Genomic DNA, 16,534 nt, shown 5'->3' on the forward strand with positions numbered 1-16,534 from the left:
CAAATCGACAATGCTTGGAGCATCGGCCTCGCAGAACCATGGTGTGGCATCGAACTCGATACACAGGACATTATCGGCGGTATGGCAAGTAGCGCGGATCATTGGGTGCCCTTTCAGCCGTGCGTGCCCGTCAGCGCTTGATCAGGTCCCCGAGCAAATTGGCCGCCACCGTCAGCTTTGCAAGCGTCAGGCCGCTGGCCGCGATCTCCTCGACCAGGCGGCGGATGCGTGTCGCTTCAGGGTGAGTAGCAAGCCAGTTGGCAACGGCCTGCTGGCCGGACTCGCCGGTCGCCAACACGTTGACGACCAGTGTTCTTTCCGCAGCCGCGATCTGGTCAACGGCGCGATCGATGGCGAGACGTTCGTAATTATCGTTCGCGGGCACGCTACGCGCGGCGGCGATGATGCGATCGAGGCTGAAATCGGCCTCGGCGGCGAAGAAGGTGGTGGCGGCGTCACCGATGGCGCGGTTGGTGCGCTCCGCAACGGTCACGATATCCGGTGCCGCGACCAGGGCATCGAGATCAGCGAGCTCGGCGGCAAGGTCGGCCGGCACGCCGGCATCGATCAGATCCTGCCGTCGCTTGGTGCGCCCGGCCCGCAAGTCCTCCGGCAGGGTCTCGTCGAGCCCGGCGGCAATCTGCCGGATCCCGGGGCAGAAGCGTGCGATCACGGCATCGAGACCCGCCTTGAAATCGACATTACGCACGTACCAGACCATGCGGGAGAGCAGGAGATCCTGAATCGCCGCGTAGAGGGTAAGTTGCAGTTGCCCGTCGATGCGGGTGTCGAGCGCGTCGATCGCAGCATTCAGCCGCCTGAGCCCGTAGCATTCGTCCACCGCCACATAGGCCATCACGATCGTCGGGATATCGGCATCGGTCTCGTCGATCAGGCGCACGACACAGGCCGGGCCGCCGCGGTTGATCACGGCATTGGCGAGACTGGTCGCGATGATCTCCCTCCGGAGCCGATGCAACTGCACCGCGGTCGGGAATTTGTCTTGAATTTCGCGCGGAAAATACTGGGACAGCTCACGGGCGAGATAAGGATCGTCGGGTACGCCGGTGACGAGCAGGTCATCGTAGAGCGTCAGCTTGGCGTAAGCGAGCAATACGGCAAGTTCAGGCCGCGTCAGGAACTGGCCGCGCCTCGTGCGTTCGGCAATCGCCGCGTCGTCGGGCAAGTACTCAACAGCGCGGCTAAGCAGCCCGCGCTGCTCCAGCGATTGCATCAAGCGGGTGAGGAAGCCAATCTCGGCCAGGCCCTTCCGTTCGGCGAGGGAGAGCGCCAGCGTCTGCAGGTAGTTGTTGCGCAGCACCAGCGCGCCGACCTCCTCCGTCATCGCGGCGAGCAGGCTGTTGCGGTCACCCGGCGTGAGGCGTCCCTCGCGCTCGGGGCGAGCCAACGCGATCTTGATGTTGACCTCGACGTCGGACGTGTTCACGCCGGCCGAATTGTCGATCGCGTCGGTGTTGAGCTTCACGCCCTTCTGCGCCGCTTCAATGCGGCCGCGCTGGGTGACCCCGAGATTGGCGCCTTCGCCTATCACACGGGCACGGACATCCGCGCCCGTGATGCGGATTGGATCGTTGGCGCGATCGCCGACATGATCGTCGCTTTCTCCCGACGCGCGGATATAGGTGCCGATGCCGCCAAACCAAAGAAGATCCGCGCGCGCTTTCAAGATCGCGGTCATCACCTCGAAAGGCGTCGCTTGCGGCTTGTCGAGATCGAGAAGGGTCCGCAGTTCCGGTGTGAGCGGGATCGCCTTGAGCGAGCGCGAGAACACGCCGCCGCCTGGCGAGATCAGTGACTTGTTGTAGTCCTGCCAACTCGAGCGCGGCAAGTCGAACAGGCGCTTGCGTTCGGCGAAGCTGCTTGCCGGGTCGGGCGTCGGATCGACGAAGATGTCGCGATGATCGAAAGCCGCCACCAGCTTTGTCGCCGGCGACAGCAGCATGCCGTTGCCGAAGACATCGCCGGACATGTCGCCCACGCCGACCACGGTGAAGGGCACGGTCTGAATGTCAGTACCGAGCTCGCGGAAGTGACGCTTGACCGCCTCCCAGGCTCCTCGCGCCGTGATCCCCATCTTCTTGTGATCATAGCCCTGGCTGCCGCCGGAGGCGAAGGCATCGCCGAGCCAATGCTTCTTCTCGGCCGAGATCGCGTTGGCGACGTCGGAGAAGGTCGCGGTCCCCTTGTCAGCGGCGACGACGAGGTAGGGGTCGTCGCCATCATGCCGCAGGGTGGAGTCCGGTGGCACGATGACGTCGCCGTCGAGGTTGTCGGTGAGTTCGAGCAGCGTACGAACGAAGATGCGATAGGCTGCGGTGCCCTCGGCCAGCCAGGCCTCGCGATCGGAGGGCGGCGGCAGTCGCTTGGGCACGAAACCGCCCTTGGCGCCGACGGGAACGATGACGGCGTTCTTGACCTGCTGGGCCTTGACCAGGCCGAGGATCTCCGTGCGGAAATCCTGCGGTCGGTCGGACCAGCGCAAGCCGCCGCGCGCCACCTTGCCGAATCGTAGATGAATGCCCTCGACACGGGGCGAATAGACGAAAATCTCGTAGAGCGGTCGCGGAGCCGGCAGGTCCTCGATCCTGCGCGCCTCGAACTTGAAGGAGATCACCGGACGCGGATATCCATCGTCGCCGACCTGCCACAGGTTGGTGCGGATGGTTGCCTGCACCAGATTGGTGAACCGGCGCAGGATGCGATCTTCATCGAGCGAGGCGACGGATTTGAGCTGCTCCTCGATCTCGGCAAGCAAGGCCGTCTCGCGTGCCGACCGCTCTGCGTCCGTCAAGGCGAGGCGCGGGTCGAAGCGGGCCTGGAACAGCGCGACGAGGTTGGCGGTGATCGCGGCGTTCTTGCGCAGCGTTTCCCACATATAGTCCTGGGTGAACGGCGCGCGGATCTGGTGCAGGTAGCGGGACAGCGCGCGGATAGCAGAGACTTCCCGCCAACCCAGCGCCGTACGCAGGATCAGCGCGTTGTAGCCGTCGGACTCGGCGCGATCGCGTATCACCGCCATCATCGAGGCTTCCAGGCGATGGCTGAATTCAGCGCTGATCTCGATCGGCTGGCCATCACTGGTCTCGATCGTCATATCGTGCAGCCATACCGGCGTCGGTCTGGCGGCGGGCACTATCTGATAAGTCCGTTCGTTGACCACGCGCAGGCCGTGATTCTCGATCACCGGCACGCGGTAGGACAGTGACAGCGGTGCGGCGTCGGAGAAGACCTTCAGGGCGAAGCGCCTGGGGTCGTCGTGGCCCTCGTCGCGGTGAACCGAAATCGCCACCGGACGCGCTGTCGTGAGCTTTTCGATGGCGGCGATGTCGGCGATTGCCCGTTCCGCGCTGAAAACCTCGGTGTAGCCGCCGGTGAAGGCCTGGGCATAGCGGTTGGCGAGCATGCGCGCGCGCATGCCATCGGTAGACGCGTTAAGCGCGACCTTGAGCTTGTCGGCCCAGGTCGCGGCAATGGCGCTGATCCCGGCTTCGAGTGTCGCGCGCTCGACGACGGGCGTTTTGCCGTCATAGCGCCCGATGATGTAGTGGACGCGCGCAAGAGATCCTTCGGGAAAGGACACGTAGGAGGCCGCCAGCCGTCCCTCATAGACCTGCGACAGGAAGTTGGCGACGCGCGTGCGCACGTCGGTGTCGTATTTCTCGCGCGGAATGAAGACGAGGATGGAGACGAAGCGATCGAACTTGTCCACCCGTGACAGCGCCCGGACGCGGGGGCGCTCGTAAAGGATCAGGATCTCCATGACGAAATTATAGAGGGTGTCAACGTCGACCTGGAATAGTTCGTCACGCGGATATTCTTCGAGAATATGCATGAGCGCCTTGCCCGAATGGCTGTTCGGGTCGAAGCCGGCGCGCTGCAGTACTTGCTCCACCTTGTGCCGGATATAAGGGATCTGCCGTGCCGAACGCGTGTAGGCGCCCGAGGTGAACAGACCGACAAGTCGCAATTCGCCCTCGAGCCGGCCATCGGGCGTATAGAGCTTAATGCCCACATAGTCCATGCGGATGCGGCGATGTACGCGGCTGGAGACATTAGCTTTGATCACGATGAGCAGCGTCGGCTCGCGCATGAACTCGCGAATTTCCGGAGTCATCACCACCATTTCGCTGCCGCGGCGCAGGACCTTCACATCGGGATCTCGCAGGATGCCGAGGCCTTCGCCGGTCGAGACGTCGTCAGACGCGTCGGCTTCGGGAGCGATGCGATATTCGCGCAGGCCCAGAAAGGTGAAATTGTCTGCGCACAGCCATTGCAGGAACTGGTTGGCTTCGGCGACCTCGTCGATCGGCAGTGGCGGCGGATTGGAAGAGAAGGTCCTGATCGCCTCCTCGACGCGGGCGCGCATGGGCTTCCAGTCGGTGACGCAGGCGCGGACGTCATTCAACGTCCTGGTCAGGCCGTCGATCAGCTTCTGGCGGTCGGCCTCGACGTCCAGGCGGGTGATATGGAGATGGATCAGGCTTTCGCGCGCGCCCCTTGCTCCTTCCGGCAGTACTTCGCCGTGGAAGCGGATTAGCTGGCCTTGCTCGTCGCGCTCCACGGCGATGATCGGGTGAGCAACCAGGGTGACTTCGATGCCTTGCTCGGTGAGTTCCGCCAGGGTGGAATCGAACAGGAAGGGCATGTTGTCGTTGAGAACTTCGAGCACGGAGATCTCGCGGCCATCCGGCATCATCGGATTGACGACGCGGATATCGGCGTGACCCGCCGTGCGTCGCTGCACATGTTGCCAAGCCTGCTGGGCCAGGAAGGCCAGCGAGGTGGCTTCATAGCCGGCGAGATCCTCGCTATTGGTGTGGCCGAACAGCAGTTCGGCAAAACTCCGTGGGGCCTTGCCCAGCAGCATGCTTCCGGCCGCATCGCGGATCAGGGTTGCCCGGGCCTTGTCGTCACGCCACGCTTCCATAACCTCCTCCATTTCTCGCAACGTCCGACCGCAATCGCGATCATCAGCTTGATTCTGGAGTGCATTCCGTCGAGCGCCGTAGTCTTGACTGCGATCAAACGGCACGAAATCTCCGGTCTCGTAACTTTGATACTACCACCGCCGAGCGGCCAAGGCGCGCGAAGTCGTGGCGCGCACGCCGAAATGCCTTCGACCGGGTCGTACAAAATCCAAAGTAATTTCAATTACGTACATGTTCGCTATTTTAGTCTACGTGGGCGCGGCCGCGCAGAATCGCGAGCGCGATGTCCGGCCAAGCTCGGGCATGCGCGAGCGAAGACGGACAGCCTTCGCCGACCTGGCAGGCCCGTCACGCGGTCAGGCCGGCAACATCAGGCACATCCGGAAGCCAAATCCGAGACCGTGTCTCACCCCTCCCGGTACCAGCTCGCAAGTTGCCACAGATCGTTGTCCCAGCCCGAGATGTGCGCGGTCAGCTTGGCGCCGAGTGCTGCAACACGGGTCCGGGAGAGGATGGGCTGGATGTAATTGTCCGATACGACGAGGTCGTTGAGCTTGATGAACAGCGCGGCGCGCTTCACCGCGTCGAGCTCCCGTTCGACCTGCCTGTAGATCTCGTCATATTCCTTGCTTTGCCAGCGCGAGACATTGCGGCCCTGCCACTTGTTTTCCTTGTTCGCCACCTGCCACGACGTGTACTGGTTCATGAAGAATTGCGGATCGGCCTGCGGCATGGTGGTGCTGTACATCTGCGCGTCGCAATAGAAATGCGTGTAGGTGTCGGGATTGGCGGGGTCGGAGGAGAAAAACACCGATCCCACCACCGACTTCAGTTCGACGTCGATGCCCGCTTTCTGGCATGCCTGCTTGACGATCGCCTGGGTCTTCTGCCTCGGCGCATTGATCGAGGTCTGGAACACGAACTTCAGCGGCTTGCCGTCCTTGGCTCTGATGCCGTCGCCTCCCTTTTTCCAGCCGGCGGCCTCGAGGATCTGGTTGGCCTTCTCGATGTTGAATTCGATTTTGGTGTTTTTCGACCGGAAGCGTTCCGGATTGTTGAGGAAGTTCGCGGTGGCCCGCGCCGTGCGGCCGTAAATGAATTTCTCGATCGATGCACGATCGATCAGGAGATTGATGGCCTGGCGCACCGCCGGATCGCTGAACAGCGGATGCCTGGTCTTGATGCTGGCGCGCTCGCCATCGACCTCGACCGCGGGGTCAGTCGGGTTGAGCTGCATGAATTCGACGTTGCCTGACGGCGTGATGCTGACTTTGCCCTTTCCGACGGCTTCCAGCTTCGTGAGGATCTCGTCTTCGACCTGCATATTCCAGGCATAGTCATATTCGCCGGTCTGCAGCACCGCGCGCGCCGCCGACACCGCGTCGCCGCCGCCCTTGACCTCCACCTCGTCGAAATGCGGCCGGTTGGCGACGTGGTAGTTGGGGTTGATCGTGGCGCGCAGCATGTCGCCCGGCTTGAAATCCACGAACAGATAAGGGCCGGTGCCGACCGGCTTCAGATTGTTCGGCGCCTCGCGCGACTTGGCACCGACGTAGTCCTTGAACAAATGCTTCGGGATGATCATGCCGTAGTTGCCGACAAAGGCTTCGGCCCAGAACGGCGTCGGCTTGGCAAAAGTGAGACGGACGGTGAAGTCGTCGATCTTCTCGACCGTGATGTCCTTGTAGCTCGCGATCGAGACCGCCGCAGTCTCCGGCGTCTTGGCATATTCCCAGTTGAAGACGACATCGTCTGATGTGAACGGCATGCCGTCATGCCATTTGACGCCGCGTTTCAGCTTCCAGATCACCGAGCGCCCGTCCTCAGACAGTCCATCATTCTCCTTGCTCGGAATCTCGGCCGCGAGGATCGGAACCAGGTTGCCGTCGCCATCCCATCCCGCCAGCGGCTCGTAAAAGATCCGGCAGCCTTCCTGATCCTTGGTGCCGACGGCGAAATGGGGATTGAGCAGGGTCACGGCCTGCCAATACAGCAGTTTCAGCAGGCCACCGCCGCCGGCTTTGGTCGGCTTGTAGGGAAGCGCGGGCGCCGCCATCGCGACGCCGGATTGGCTCAGCATCATCCCGGCCATCGACGCCGAAAGGCCTGCGGCGATCATTCGCTGGACAAAGACCCGCCGCGACAACCGGCCGGTCTTGACGTCTGCAATCAGGTCTCGAAGTTCCCGTTCTTTCATGGGCCAACTCCTTAACTGTGCTGAATGCCTCGACACTCGACGCTGGAAATGGATCAGGTCAGGGCGAACCTGTCAAAGCGGAATCCGGGGCATCACGTCATGCCAGGTCCAAACGGCGCAGGTGACGTGGAGCTTCACTCGCATCACCTGCATTTGAGTGTATCGGCACCACTGCTCGCGGAGTTGTTGTCTTGACCGCGCTCGCCTTTGTTATGACCATCGATCATCCGGCAACGCCTGCTCAGGAGCTCTCATGTCGTCGACATCCGATCTGCCGCGTCTGAACCGGAGAGCTTTCGTTGCCGCGGCTGCCGGCGCGGCAGTCTGCGCGCCGGCGCTGGCCCAGCATGCCGGCCATGGCACGCCGTCAGGCACAGCACTGCCGGAAGCGGCCCCCTCCGCCGATCCGTTCGCCAGGCTGCAGGGCGGCACGCCGCATCACCTCACCACCGAGCAGATCGCCCAGCGAAAGGTGGAAAGTCCGGCGCCGAAGGGGCCGCAGGGACGCTGGACGCAGAAGGCGGCATTGCCGCTGCCGCGAAGCGAAATGGCGTGGGCCACCGCCTGGGCCGGGCGCATGCATATTGTCGGCGGCTATGGCGAGGGGCGTGTCGACCGCGCCTATCACCATGTTTATGATCCGAAGGACGACCGATGGTTCAACGCCGCGCCATTGCCGCGCGGCGCCAACCACGTCGCCGTGGTGGCGGAGGCCGGGCGGGTCTACGCGCTCGGCGGCTTTATCGAGCAGAACCGCAATCCGGATCCGAATGCGTACTTCTACGATGTGGCCGCCGACAAGTGGACGACCATCGCGCCACTGTCACGTTCGCGCGGTGCCGCCGCGGCGGTCGCGCTGGACGGAAAGATCCATCTGATCGGCGGCGCCGGCGCGCCCACCAACGAGCGCGCCAGTGTCGGCTGGCATGAGGTCTATGATCCCCAGACCGACAAGTGGGAAATCCGCAAGGCGCTGCCGGCGGCGCGCGACCATGTCGGCGCGGTCGCCTATAACGGCATGATCCATATCATCGGTGGCCGCTTCAACACGTTTGAATACAACACCGACCTTCACCACGTTTACCTGCCCGCATCAGACACATGGAAGGAGCGCGCGCCGCTGCCCGCTGCGCGTTCCGGCCATGGCCTCGTCGTCTACCGCGACCGCCTGTTCGCGATGGGCGGTGAGTACGGCGTGCAGGAAAAAGGCCAGATATCGCAAGCCGTGGTATTCGGTCAGATGGAGAGTTACGATCCGAAAGAGAATACCTGGCAATCCCATGCGCCGATGCCGACGCCGCGGCACGCGGTCGGCGCCACTACGATTGGCGATGCCATCTACGTTGCGGGCGGAGGCGCGGTGACCGGCGGGGCGGTTCAGTCCTCCGTGCACGAGGCGTTTACGCTGGCCGTTTAGCTGCGGCCGACCGCATTTGGCTTAAGGCAACCGCAAGGTAGCGCTCACCTCTCCTGCCGATCATCGAGCCGCATGCGTCCGGTCCACACCCGATTGAGCCAGCGGGTAGCGAGGTCAGGCTGCGGCTTCCCCCGCAGCCGCGCCTGCGCTTCGTGGTAAGGGCCGACATAGCGCAGGCGCGACGGCAAATGCGGATAGACGCGCCGTATCCACTTCAGCGCGCGCTCCGCGGCCCGCTTGTCGCGTTCGTCGACATCGAAGCCGAAGCCTATGCGCAATCGCTCGGGCAACATGCCGACGGTTAGCGCCAGATACCATCGCGGCGGCCGTAACCACGGCCGTGCGCCGGTGAAGATGTGCTGCGCCACGTCGCGCGCCGCGGTGCTCACAGACAAGGTATCCGATTGAGCGGTCGCGGCGATGTAGTCGGCGAACGACGGCCAATCCGTCGGCAGGTCCGCAGGCTTCAGCCCGAACAACGATCCGAACAGCCGGCTTTCGACCCAATATCGCTCGCGTTCTTCCGCCGAGAGCGGCGGCAGGACGAGGTCGTGCGCGATGGCGGCTGTCTCGACCAGAGTGGCGTGAACCCAGCGCAACGCGGCGATGTCGTTGGCGCTGTAGGCCGAGCCCTTGGCGAACGCGCCGGCCGCTTCGGGTAGCACCCCGGTGATGCCGGCGTGCCGCCGATGCAGACGGCGGGCGGCGGCGAGCGCCCCGTCGAGCGAACCGAACACCATCGTAAACATCAACTCGAAAGTCCGGTGAAAGCGGCCGATCGGATCTGAAAAGGTGCGCGAGTGCTCAGCGACGGCGGCCGCGACCCAGGGATGGGCGAGCTGAAGCAGTAGGGCGCGCCCGGCGCCCAGAAAGATGACGGCCTCCCGGTCGATCCGCCAAGTCATCGACGCCGGACCAAAAATGCCCTCGACCGGGCCGGCTGAGGAAGCCCGGACCAGGTCGAGGGTAGCATCAAGATCGCTGTTCGAAACCAACGTACGAACCTCAAGCATCGAGAAGGCGGGATCGGCCCATTCTTTCACGTGGGGCAAAGTCTAGCGTAACCGAGACCTTGCTGCACGGTCGCGACACGTTGAATCAAGCGGCGTGAGATGATGATTCCCGCGTGTCGGCAAAGCCGGACCAGGCAAGCGGCAAGGCAACGCCGCAGAGAACTGCCATCGCAAGAAATGCCCCTCCTCCATAGCCGGCATAGAAAAATCCGGAAAACAGCGTCAATGCGGCGGTCACTGCGCCCGCGCCAAACGCGTAAAGCGCCTGGGCGGTTGCGGCCAAATGCGCGGGAACGAGGCTACCTATCATGCGCATGCAGGCGAGATGAAGCAGGGCGAATGTCAATCCGTGCAGCGGCTGCACCATCGCGAGCGCCACGACGGAGTTCGTCGTTGCCGCGATCGACCAGCGGACTATTCCGGCCACGGCGGCCAGCGCCGCCGCATCCCGCGCGCCGAACCGGTTGAGCAAGGCCGGCCCGACCAGAACGAACACGATGACCTCTGCTGCGACGGCTTCCGACCACAGCATGCTGACGACGAACGTATCTATTCCGGCGTTGCTCCACCGGATCACGGCGAAGGCATCATGCACGGCATGGCTGCCATAGATCAAAGCCGAGACGAGGATCAGGATACGAAACCGCGCGATGCCAAGCAGCGTACGGATCTCGCTTGCAACGTTTGATGCGCCGGTGTGCGGCGTCGATTGCGCCGCAACGGCGGGCACCAGTGCGGTTGCGCCGGCGGCGGCGATCAGCAGAGCTGCGTTCAACCAGATCACGCGCGAGAGGTCGGTCGGACTAACGAGCTGCCCGATGATCAGCGTGCCGCATACGAAAGCTGCCGATGCCGAACCGCGGATCCAGCCGTACTCGAACGGCCTGCCTGCCATCTGCGGCCGCGACGCGTTGACCGACAATGCGTCGGCAATCGACGTCGTCGGGGCCAGTGCCGCAGCTTGAACCGAAGCGACCAACAGCAACAGCCAGAAGCCATCGGCCCACAATAAGGCAGCTGCGCTTGCAGCCGCCAAAGTAGCGCACGCGGCGAGCACAAGGCGCAACGATTGCAGGAAATCGGCAAGCGTCCCGACCAGCGGACCCGCGACCAGGCGCACCAGCAACGCAGTCGCCAGTATCACACCGATCTGTTCGGGATTAAGCGCTCTGGTTTCGAAATATTTCGGCCAGAACGGCGAGGCCACGCCGAACGCCGCGTACAACGCGGCGTACAGCGCGATGTAGGCAATCGGTCCACGAAAGCCTGTTCCGTTTCGATTGAATCGGAACAGCGTTCTCGATTCCCGGTTTGGCGCGCTCTTTTGACGCGAACCGGCCTCCTCTTCGCTTGAAAACGCTTTAGCGCGCATTCGCCAAGTTCCCCTCGGTAGAATTACGGGCCAGAAAACATCGCTCTGCCGCAGTTCATCCGCGAAATGTCCACATCCGACTTTTATCCGGCCGGCTTCACCACCATGGAATGGAAGTTGATGCGATATCTTTTCGCCGCCGTGATTGCTGTGTTTGTAGTCGCGGTGGATCTTGAAAGTTCCGACATCAGGTCGTTATGGACAGAACGATCTTTCGTCATCGCCGAAGCCCAATCGGAACCCGCCAGTATCCCGAACTCTCACGCCTCCGCCCTTCGAGACATGGATTCGAAGGATGGAACCGCGACTGCGTGGGTCGAGTCCTCGCAAGCGGAGACAACAGGCTCAATTGCCGCGCCATACCAGACGGCAACCGCAACCGATGCAGCCGCGCACGCAGCCGCCTCGGTCAGCGATGACTCCAAGGCGCCGGATTTGATCTGCGAAGCGGTCAGGGCTGCAGCAGAGGAAAACGATATTCCGATCGGATTTCTCGTGCGCCTGCTCTGGCAGGAAAGCAGGTTTCGAACCACCGAAGTCAGCTCGGCAGGCGCGCAAGGCATTGCGCAGTTCATGCCGCAAACGGCCGTCGAAATGGGCTTGAGAGATCCGTTCGATCCGCTGCAGGCTATACCTGCGTCGGCACGATTCCTCCGCAAACTTTACGCTCAGTTCGGAAATCTCGGACTTGCGGCGGCGGCGTATAATGCAGGCGGCGGCAGGATCGAGAAGTGGCTATCGCGGCGCAGCTCGCTGCCGAAGGAGACGCGCGCTTACGTCAAGATCATCACCGGTCAGAAGGCCGAAGCCTGGATCGACGAGGAAAGCACCGTCTACATGCCGACCGATCTGCCGCACAAGGCGCCATGCGAAGGTGTCGGCGGGCTGTCGCGGCAGGACCAGATCGCCGCGGTGAATGTCGACCTGACGCCCTCGGCAAGTGCGATGTTGCGCAAGGCGGAGGCCGAAGAATCCGAGGCCAAGAAGAACGCAGCGGTCAGAAAACTGCGCGTTGCAGCAAGCTCTGCGGCGCGAAGTGTCGCAGCCGCGTCCCGCAAGATCGGCGCCCGCGCTGTCCTGCTGGCAAAGGCGTCGCGCAAGCCAGGCAAACAATCCGTGGTGCGCCTCGCATCGGCATCCAGCCGGACGAAATCGTCGAAGGCGGCGCGGGAATTATAGCGGCTATGCATCAACAGGGAGGCCCGCACATCCCGCGAGCCTCCCTACAGTAAGTTACTTGTGTCAGTACCAGCCGCCTTACCAGCCGCTGCCGAAGCTGAAGGTCACGCCCGGTCCGCCGCCATAGTAGCGAGGCCCGTAGTAGCCGTACGAACGCGGCGCATAGTAGCCGTAGCTGCTATAATATGGCCGGTAGTGACGGTGGCCCCAGTGGTGATGGTGATGCCCCCAGTGGCGGTGATGGCGCCAGTGCCGGCGATGAGCGCTGAAATCGGTGGACGACGACTGTGTCACGTCGGTCGAGGTCCTAGCCTTCACCGCATTGTCGGCGTTGGCTGCGGAACCCCCGATCAACGCGGCGGCACCAACGGCAAACACGATAGCTAGCTTCTTCATCATCGAACTCCAGTGAAACGTGTTGGGGCTAAACCAGCCGGCGTGCATGACGTTCCGGCGTGCGACATAAAGACCGCGCTTCACTGCTTGAACGAATGTTCACATAGATGAACGCGAAAGCTCCTGCGACAAGAGTAGCTATTGCGCAGAAGGCGGGCGCGCATCACGCGCCGGAATCGCCGGCGTTGGGATAGAATAACTGCTCGCCGTTGATCTTGTAGCCGGCGATCGCCTTCTGACCCTCCGCCGACACCAGCCAGTCGATGAATTGCTGGCCGAGATCCTTTTTTACGCTCGGATGTTTTTCCGGGTTCACCAGCATGACGCCGTACTGGTTGAATAGCCGCTTGTCGCCTTCGACTGAAATCACGAGCTCGCCACGGTTCTTGAACGACAGCCAGGTGCCGCGGTCGGCGAGCACATAGGCGTTGGAGGCAGACGCCGTGTTCAGCGCAGCCCCCATGCCCTGCCCGATCTCCTTGTACCAGGGACCCTTGTCTTTTCCGATGTCGATGCCGGCGACCTTCCAAAGGTTGAGCTCGGCCTGATGGGTGCCGGACTTGTCGCTGCGCGAGATGAAATCGGCGCCCTTGGTTTTGACCGCCCTGAGCGCTGCGACGATGTCCTTCGCGCCCTTGATGCCGGCGGGGTCGGCCTTCGGGCCAACCAGGATGAAGTCGTTGTACATCACGGGGTAGCGCTTGACGCCAAAACCTTCGGCGACGAGTTTTTCTTCCGCTGGTCTGGCGTGGACGAACACCACGTCGGCATCGCCGCGGCGCGCGGTATCGAGCGCCTGTCCGGTGCCTTGCGCCACCACCTTCACGTCGATGCCGGTCTTGGCCTTGAACATCGGCAGGATGTGGCCGAACAGGCCGGAATCTTGCGTCGATGTGGTCGAGGCCACCACGATCGATTTGTCCTGCGCCGGCGCGTGGCCGCCGAATGCAAAACTGGCGGTCACCGCAATCAGCAACCGGCGCGTGAGCATATTCATTGGTCTCCTCCTCAAATCAATAATTCCCCGGCGAGGAACGCCCTCGCCTCGCTGGTCTGCGGCGTATCGAAGAATGCGGGCGCGGCGCCGCGCTCCACGATGCCGCCGCGGTGAAGCATGACGATGTCGCCGGCGAGCCGGCGCGCCTCGCCGAGATCGTGGGTCGCCATCACGACCTTGATGTTGCGCTCGCTTACTGCGCGGATGATGTCCTCCACCGCCTTGGTGGCGATGGGATCGAGGCTTGCGGTCGGCTCGTCCAGGAACAGCACCGCGGGATCGCGCGCCAGCGCACGTGCCAGTGCCAGCCGCTGCCGTTCGCCGCCGGAGAGCCGGCGCGCAGCGCGATTGCCGAGCGCCTGCAAGCCGACGAGTTCGAGCAATTCGTCAACGCGCCGCGCATGCTCCGCGCGCGGGATGCCGGCGGCGCGCAGCGCAAAGCGGAGGTTAGCGCTAGCGCTGCGCCGAAGCATCGCCGGGTGCTGAAACACGATCGCACGCTTGAGCGGCGGCACGTTGTCCAGCCCGCCCCAGGTGATGCGCCCGCGCGACGGCGCAAGCAACCCCATCGCCAGGCGCAGCAGCGTCGATTTGCCGGAGCCGTTGGGGCCGATCAGCACCGTGGGCCGGCCCTGCGCCAGCGTGAGCGTGATCTGATCCAGGATCGTGACGCCGCCTGCCGCAACCGTCACACCATCGAATTCAATCGGCAGTTCGCTCGACGGCGCGCGCATCGTCATCCCGCCAGCCGCTCGCCGGCGCGGCGCACGCTCCAGGCCAGCGCATTGACCGCGATCACGATCACGATCAGCACGAGGCCGAGGCCGACCGCGAGCGGCAGATCGCCCTTCGACGTCTCCAGCGCAATCGCGGTCGTCATCGTGCGGGTGAAGCCTTCGATATTGCCGCCGACGATCATGATGGCGCCGACTTCCGCCGCGGCGCGGCCGAAGCCGGCAAGCAGCGCAGTGACGAGGCTGAAGCGCGCGTCCCAGATGAGCGCCGCAACGCGGCCAAGCGGCCCCAGATTCATCGCGGTAAGCTCATCGCGATATTCGAGCCAGAGATCTTCGATGGTCTGCCGCGTCAGCGCGGCGATGATCGGCATGACCAGCACGGTCTGCGCAACGATCATGGCGCTTGGCGTGAACAACAGGCCGAACGCGCCGAGCGGCCCGGAGCGCGACAGCGCCAGATAGACCGCGAGCCCGACCACGACCGGCGGCAAGCCCATCAACGCGTTGAGCAGGACGATGACGCCCTGGCGTCCCGGGAATCTTGTCAGCGCGATCCAGGCGCCGAGGGGAATGCCGATCAGCGCGGCCAGCACCACTGCGGACAGGCTGACATAGAGCGACAGCCGCACAATGGCGAACAGCGCGGCATCGCCGGAGAGCACGAGGTGAAGGGCGGATACGTCGTTAGTCATGGAGATTCTGTTTGGCAGATATCTTGCGCAGATGCCATCATTATGGTCAATTTTTGTAATGTCTGCGCCCATATGCATACAGGTTCCTATGCCCGAACTACTTACAACCGACGAAGCGGCCGACTATCTGCGGCTCTCGGAACGCAAGCTCTATGAGCTGGTGGCGAACCGCGAAGTGCCCTGCAGCAAGGTCACGGGGCGCTGGCTGTTTCCACGCAACGCGCTGGACCGTTGGGTATCGGCTGGCCTGATCGCGCCGGCGGCACTGGCGCAGGTGGCGGCGCCGCCGATCGTCGGCGGCAGCCATGATCCGCTGCTGGAATGGGGCTTGCGCGAAAGCCATTGCGGATTGGCGAACCTGCCCGAGGGCAGCGAGGAAGGCCTGCGGCGGCTGACCCGTGGCGAGGTGATGGTCGCGGCGATCCATCTACATAGGCTGGATGGCGACGACGAAGCCGCCAATCTGGACGTGGTCACCGACACACCAGGCCTGCACGATGCGGTCGTGCTCGGCTTTGCCCGGCGCGAGCAGGGCATTCTGGTCGCGCCGGGCAATCCGCTGGCCCTAAGCGACATGGCCTCGATCGCCGCCTCGCGCGGACGGATGGCGCAGCGTCCTGCAGGCGCCGGCGCGCAATTGCTGCTGCTGGCGCTGCTCGCGCGGGCCGGAATCGCGCTCGACGATCTGAAACTGGCGAAGCCTGCCTTCCCGACCGGCCCCGATATCGCGCAAGCGATCCGCGCCGGCCGCATCGATTGCGGCATCGCCACCCGCAGTGTCGCGAAAGCGGCGGGCCTCGATTTCCTGCCGCTGACCTGGGAGCGCTTCGACCTCGTGATGCGCCAGCGCGACTACTTTATGAAGGGACCGCAGGCGCTGTTCGACTTCATGCGACAGGGAGGCTTCCGCGAGCGGGCGAGCGAGCTTGGCGGCTACGACGTGAGCGAAGCGGGCGCAGTGCGGCTGGTGAACTAGGGGCGCAGCAGTCTGAGTTGCGCATATGACGGTCGAAGCCTAGCCGGCCACCGGGAACTTAAGGTTGGCTCCGGATCGCCACCGCCGCGCCACCAAATCGCCTAACGACTCAACGACGCATTGCACTGGGCCGCGGGCACCAAGGGAGAATCTGATGGATACCCCAACGTCTGCCGCAGTCGACGAGAAAACGTCTCCACCGGAGGAGACGCTGGCGACACAACCCGGCAAAGAGAAATCGAATCCCGCCAGCCCGCTGGAGATCACCACTGAGCGATTCAACTCGTCCGTCGCGCGGCTCACCTCAAACTCAATAGACGACCTTCATAAGCTGGCTTCCGAACTCCAGAAAATGCAGGAGTTCCTGAAATCCGAGGTCGACAGCGTGCAGCGCCAAATCGAAAGCGCCGTGGCCGGAATTAATATCATCGTCGAGACTATTGGCCCGTGGAAAAGCTTCGCCGGCTCACAAGCGCATCCATCAAGCACTCGCAACGTGCGCGCGGGGGGACCGGCGGCCAACATCGAGCAACGCATTCGCGGGTAGCAAGGGGTCGCAGGCGCTGTTCGACTTTATCCGCGAGGCGAACTCCCGCGATGTAGCTTGGC

General features: G+C 63.4%; 12 protein-coding genes. 4 read left to right on the forward strand and 8 right to left on the reverse strand.

Annotated features, from left to right (window positions below):
- Positions 1–130: 130 nt before the first annotated feature.
- Together HCN50_RS21565 and HCN50_RS21570 are read right to left on the reverse strand one after the other, a co-directional pair.
- The gene (locus HCN50_RS21565) at positions 131–4,960 is read right to left on the reverse strand and encodes an NAD-glutamate dehydrogenase (RefSeq protein WP_171711684.1); all 4,830 of its coding nucleotides are present in this window, start codon (positions 4,958–4,960) and stop codon (positions 131–133) included.
- 395 nt (positions 4,961–5,355) lie between these two features.
- A complete protein-coding gene (locus tag HCN50_RS21570) occupies positions 5,356–7,146 on the reverse strand; it encodes a peptide ABC transporter substrate-binding protein (RefSeq protein WP_171711685.1) in 1,791 nt (596 codons plus the stop codon).
- A 253-nt stretch (positions 7,147–7,399) separates the two neighbouring features.
- On the opposite strand from HCN50_RS21570, the gene HCN50_RS21575 reads away from it, so the two are divergent.
- Complete coding sequence (locus HCN50_RS21575; protein WP_171711686.1) at positions 7,400–8,563, forward strand: Kelch repeat-containing protein; 1,164 nt, start codon at positions 7,400–7,402, stop codon at positions 8,561–8,563.
- Positions 8,564–8,607: 44 nt separating this feature from the next.
- On the opposite strand, the gene HCN50_RS21580 is transcribed toward HCN50_RS21575, so the two are convergent.
- Positions 8,608–9,558 carry an oxygenase MpaB family protein gene (locus tag HCN50_RS21580; RefSeq protein WP_171712027.1) on the reverse strand — a complete coding sequence of 317 codons (951 nt, stop codon included), beginning with the start codon at positions 9,556–9,558 and terminating at the stop codon, positions 8,608–8,610.
- 103 nt (positions 9,559–9,661) lie between these two features.
- Complete coding sequence (locus HCN50_RS21585) at positions 9,662–10,948, reverse strand: MFS transporter (protein ID WP_171711687.1); 1,287 nt, start codon at positions 10,946–10,948, stop codon at positions 9,662–9,664.
- A gap of 282 nt (positions 10,949–11,230) precedes the next feature.
- Between HCN50_RS21585 and HCN50_RS21590 the strand changes: the two genes are divergently transcribed.
- On the forward strand, positions 11,231–12,127 hold the full coding sequence (locus tag HCN50_RS21590) for a lytic transglycosylase domain-containing protein (protein ID WP_171711688.1): 897 nt from the start codon (positions 11,231–11,233) through the stop codon (positions 12,125–12,127).
- Between the two features lie 78 nt (positions 12,128–12,205).
- Here HCN50_RS21590 and HCN50_RS21595 read toward each other — a convergent pair whose 3' ends face one another.
- From HCN50_RS21595 to HCN50_RS21610, 4 genes are all read right to left on the reverse strand, one after another.
- Positions 12,206–12,523 carry a hypothetical protein gene (locus HCN50_RS21595; RefSeq protein WP_171711689.1) on the reverse strand — a complete coding sequence of 106 codons (318 nt, stop codon included), beginning with the start codon at positions 12,521–12,523 and terminating at the stop codon, positions 12,206–12,208.
- A 163-nt stretch (positions 12,524–12,686) separates the two neighbouring features.
- On the reverse strand, positions 12,687–13,514 hold the full coding sequence (locus tag HCN50_RS21600) for an ABC transporter substrate-binding protein (RefSeq protein ID WP_210265054.1): 828 nt from the start codon (positions 13,512–13,514) through the stop codon (positions 12,687–12,689).
- Positions 13,515–13,531: 17 nt separating this feature from the next.
- Positions 13,532–14,254, reverse strand: a complete 723-nt coding sequence (locus tag HCN50_RS21605) for an ABC transporter ATP-binding protein (protein WP_171712029.1) — start codon at positions 14,252–14,254, stop codon at positions 13,532–13,534.
- A 2-nt stretch (positions 14,255–14,256) separates the two neighbouring features.
- Positions 14,257–14,949 (reverse strand): ABC transporter permease, encoded by a 693-nt coding sequence (locus tag HCN50_RS21610; RefSeq protein ID WP_171711691.1) that lies wholly within the window; start codon positions 14,947–14,949, stop codon positions 14,257–14,259.
- Positions 14,950–15,037: 88 nt separating this feature from the next.
- On the opposite strand from HCN50_RS21610, the gene HCN50_RS21615 reads away from it, so the two are divergent.
- Entirely contained in the window at positions 15,038–15,925 is an 888-nt protein-coding gene (locus HCN50_RS21615) for a substrate-binding domain-containing protein (RefSeq protein WP_171711692.1), read from the forward strand.
- A 154-nt stretch (positions 15,926–16,079) separates the two neighbouring features.
- Entirely contained in the window at positions 16,080–16,472 is a 393-nt protein-coding gene (locus HCN50_RS21620) for a hypothetical protein (RefSeq protein WP_171711693.1), read from the forward strand.
- The last annotated feature ends 62 nt before the right edge of the window (positions 16,473–16,534 follow it).

This window comes from Bradyrhizobium archetypum (genome assembly GCF_013114835.1).
GTDB lineage: Bacteria > Pseudomonadota > Alphaproteobacteria > Rhizobiales > Xanthobacteraceae > Bradyrhizobium > Bradyrhizobium archetypum.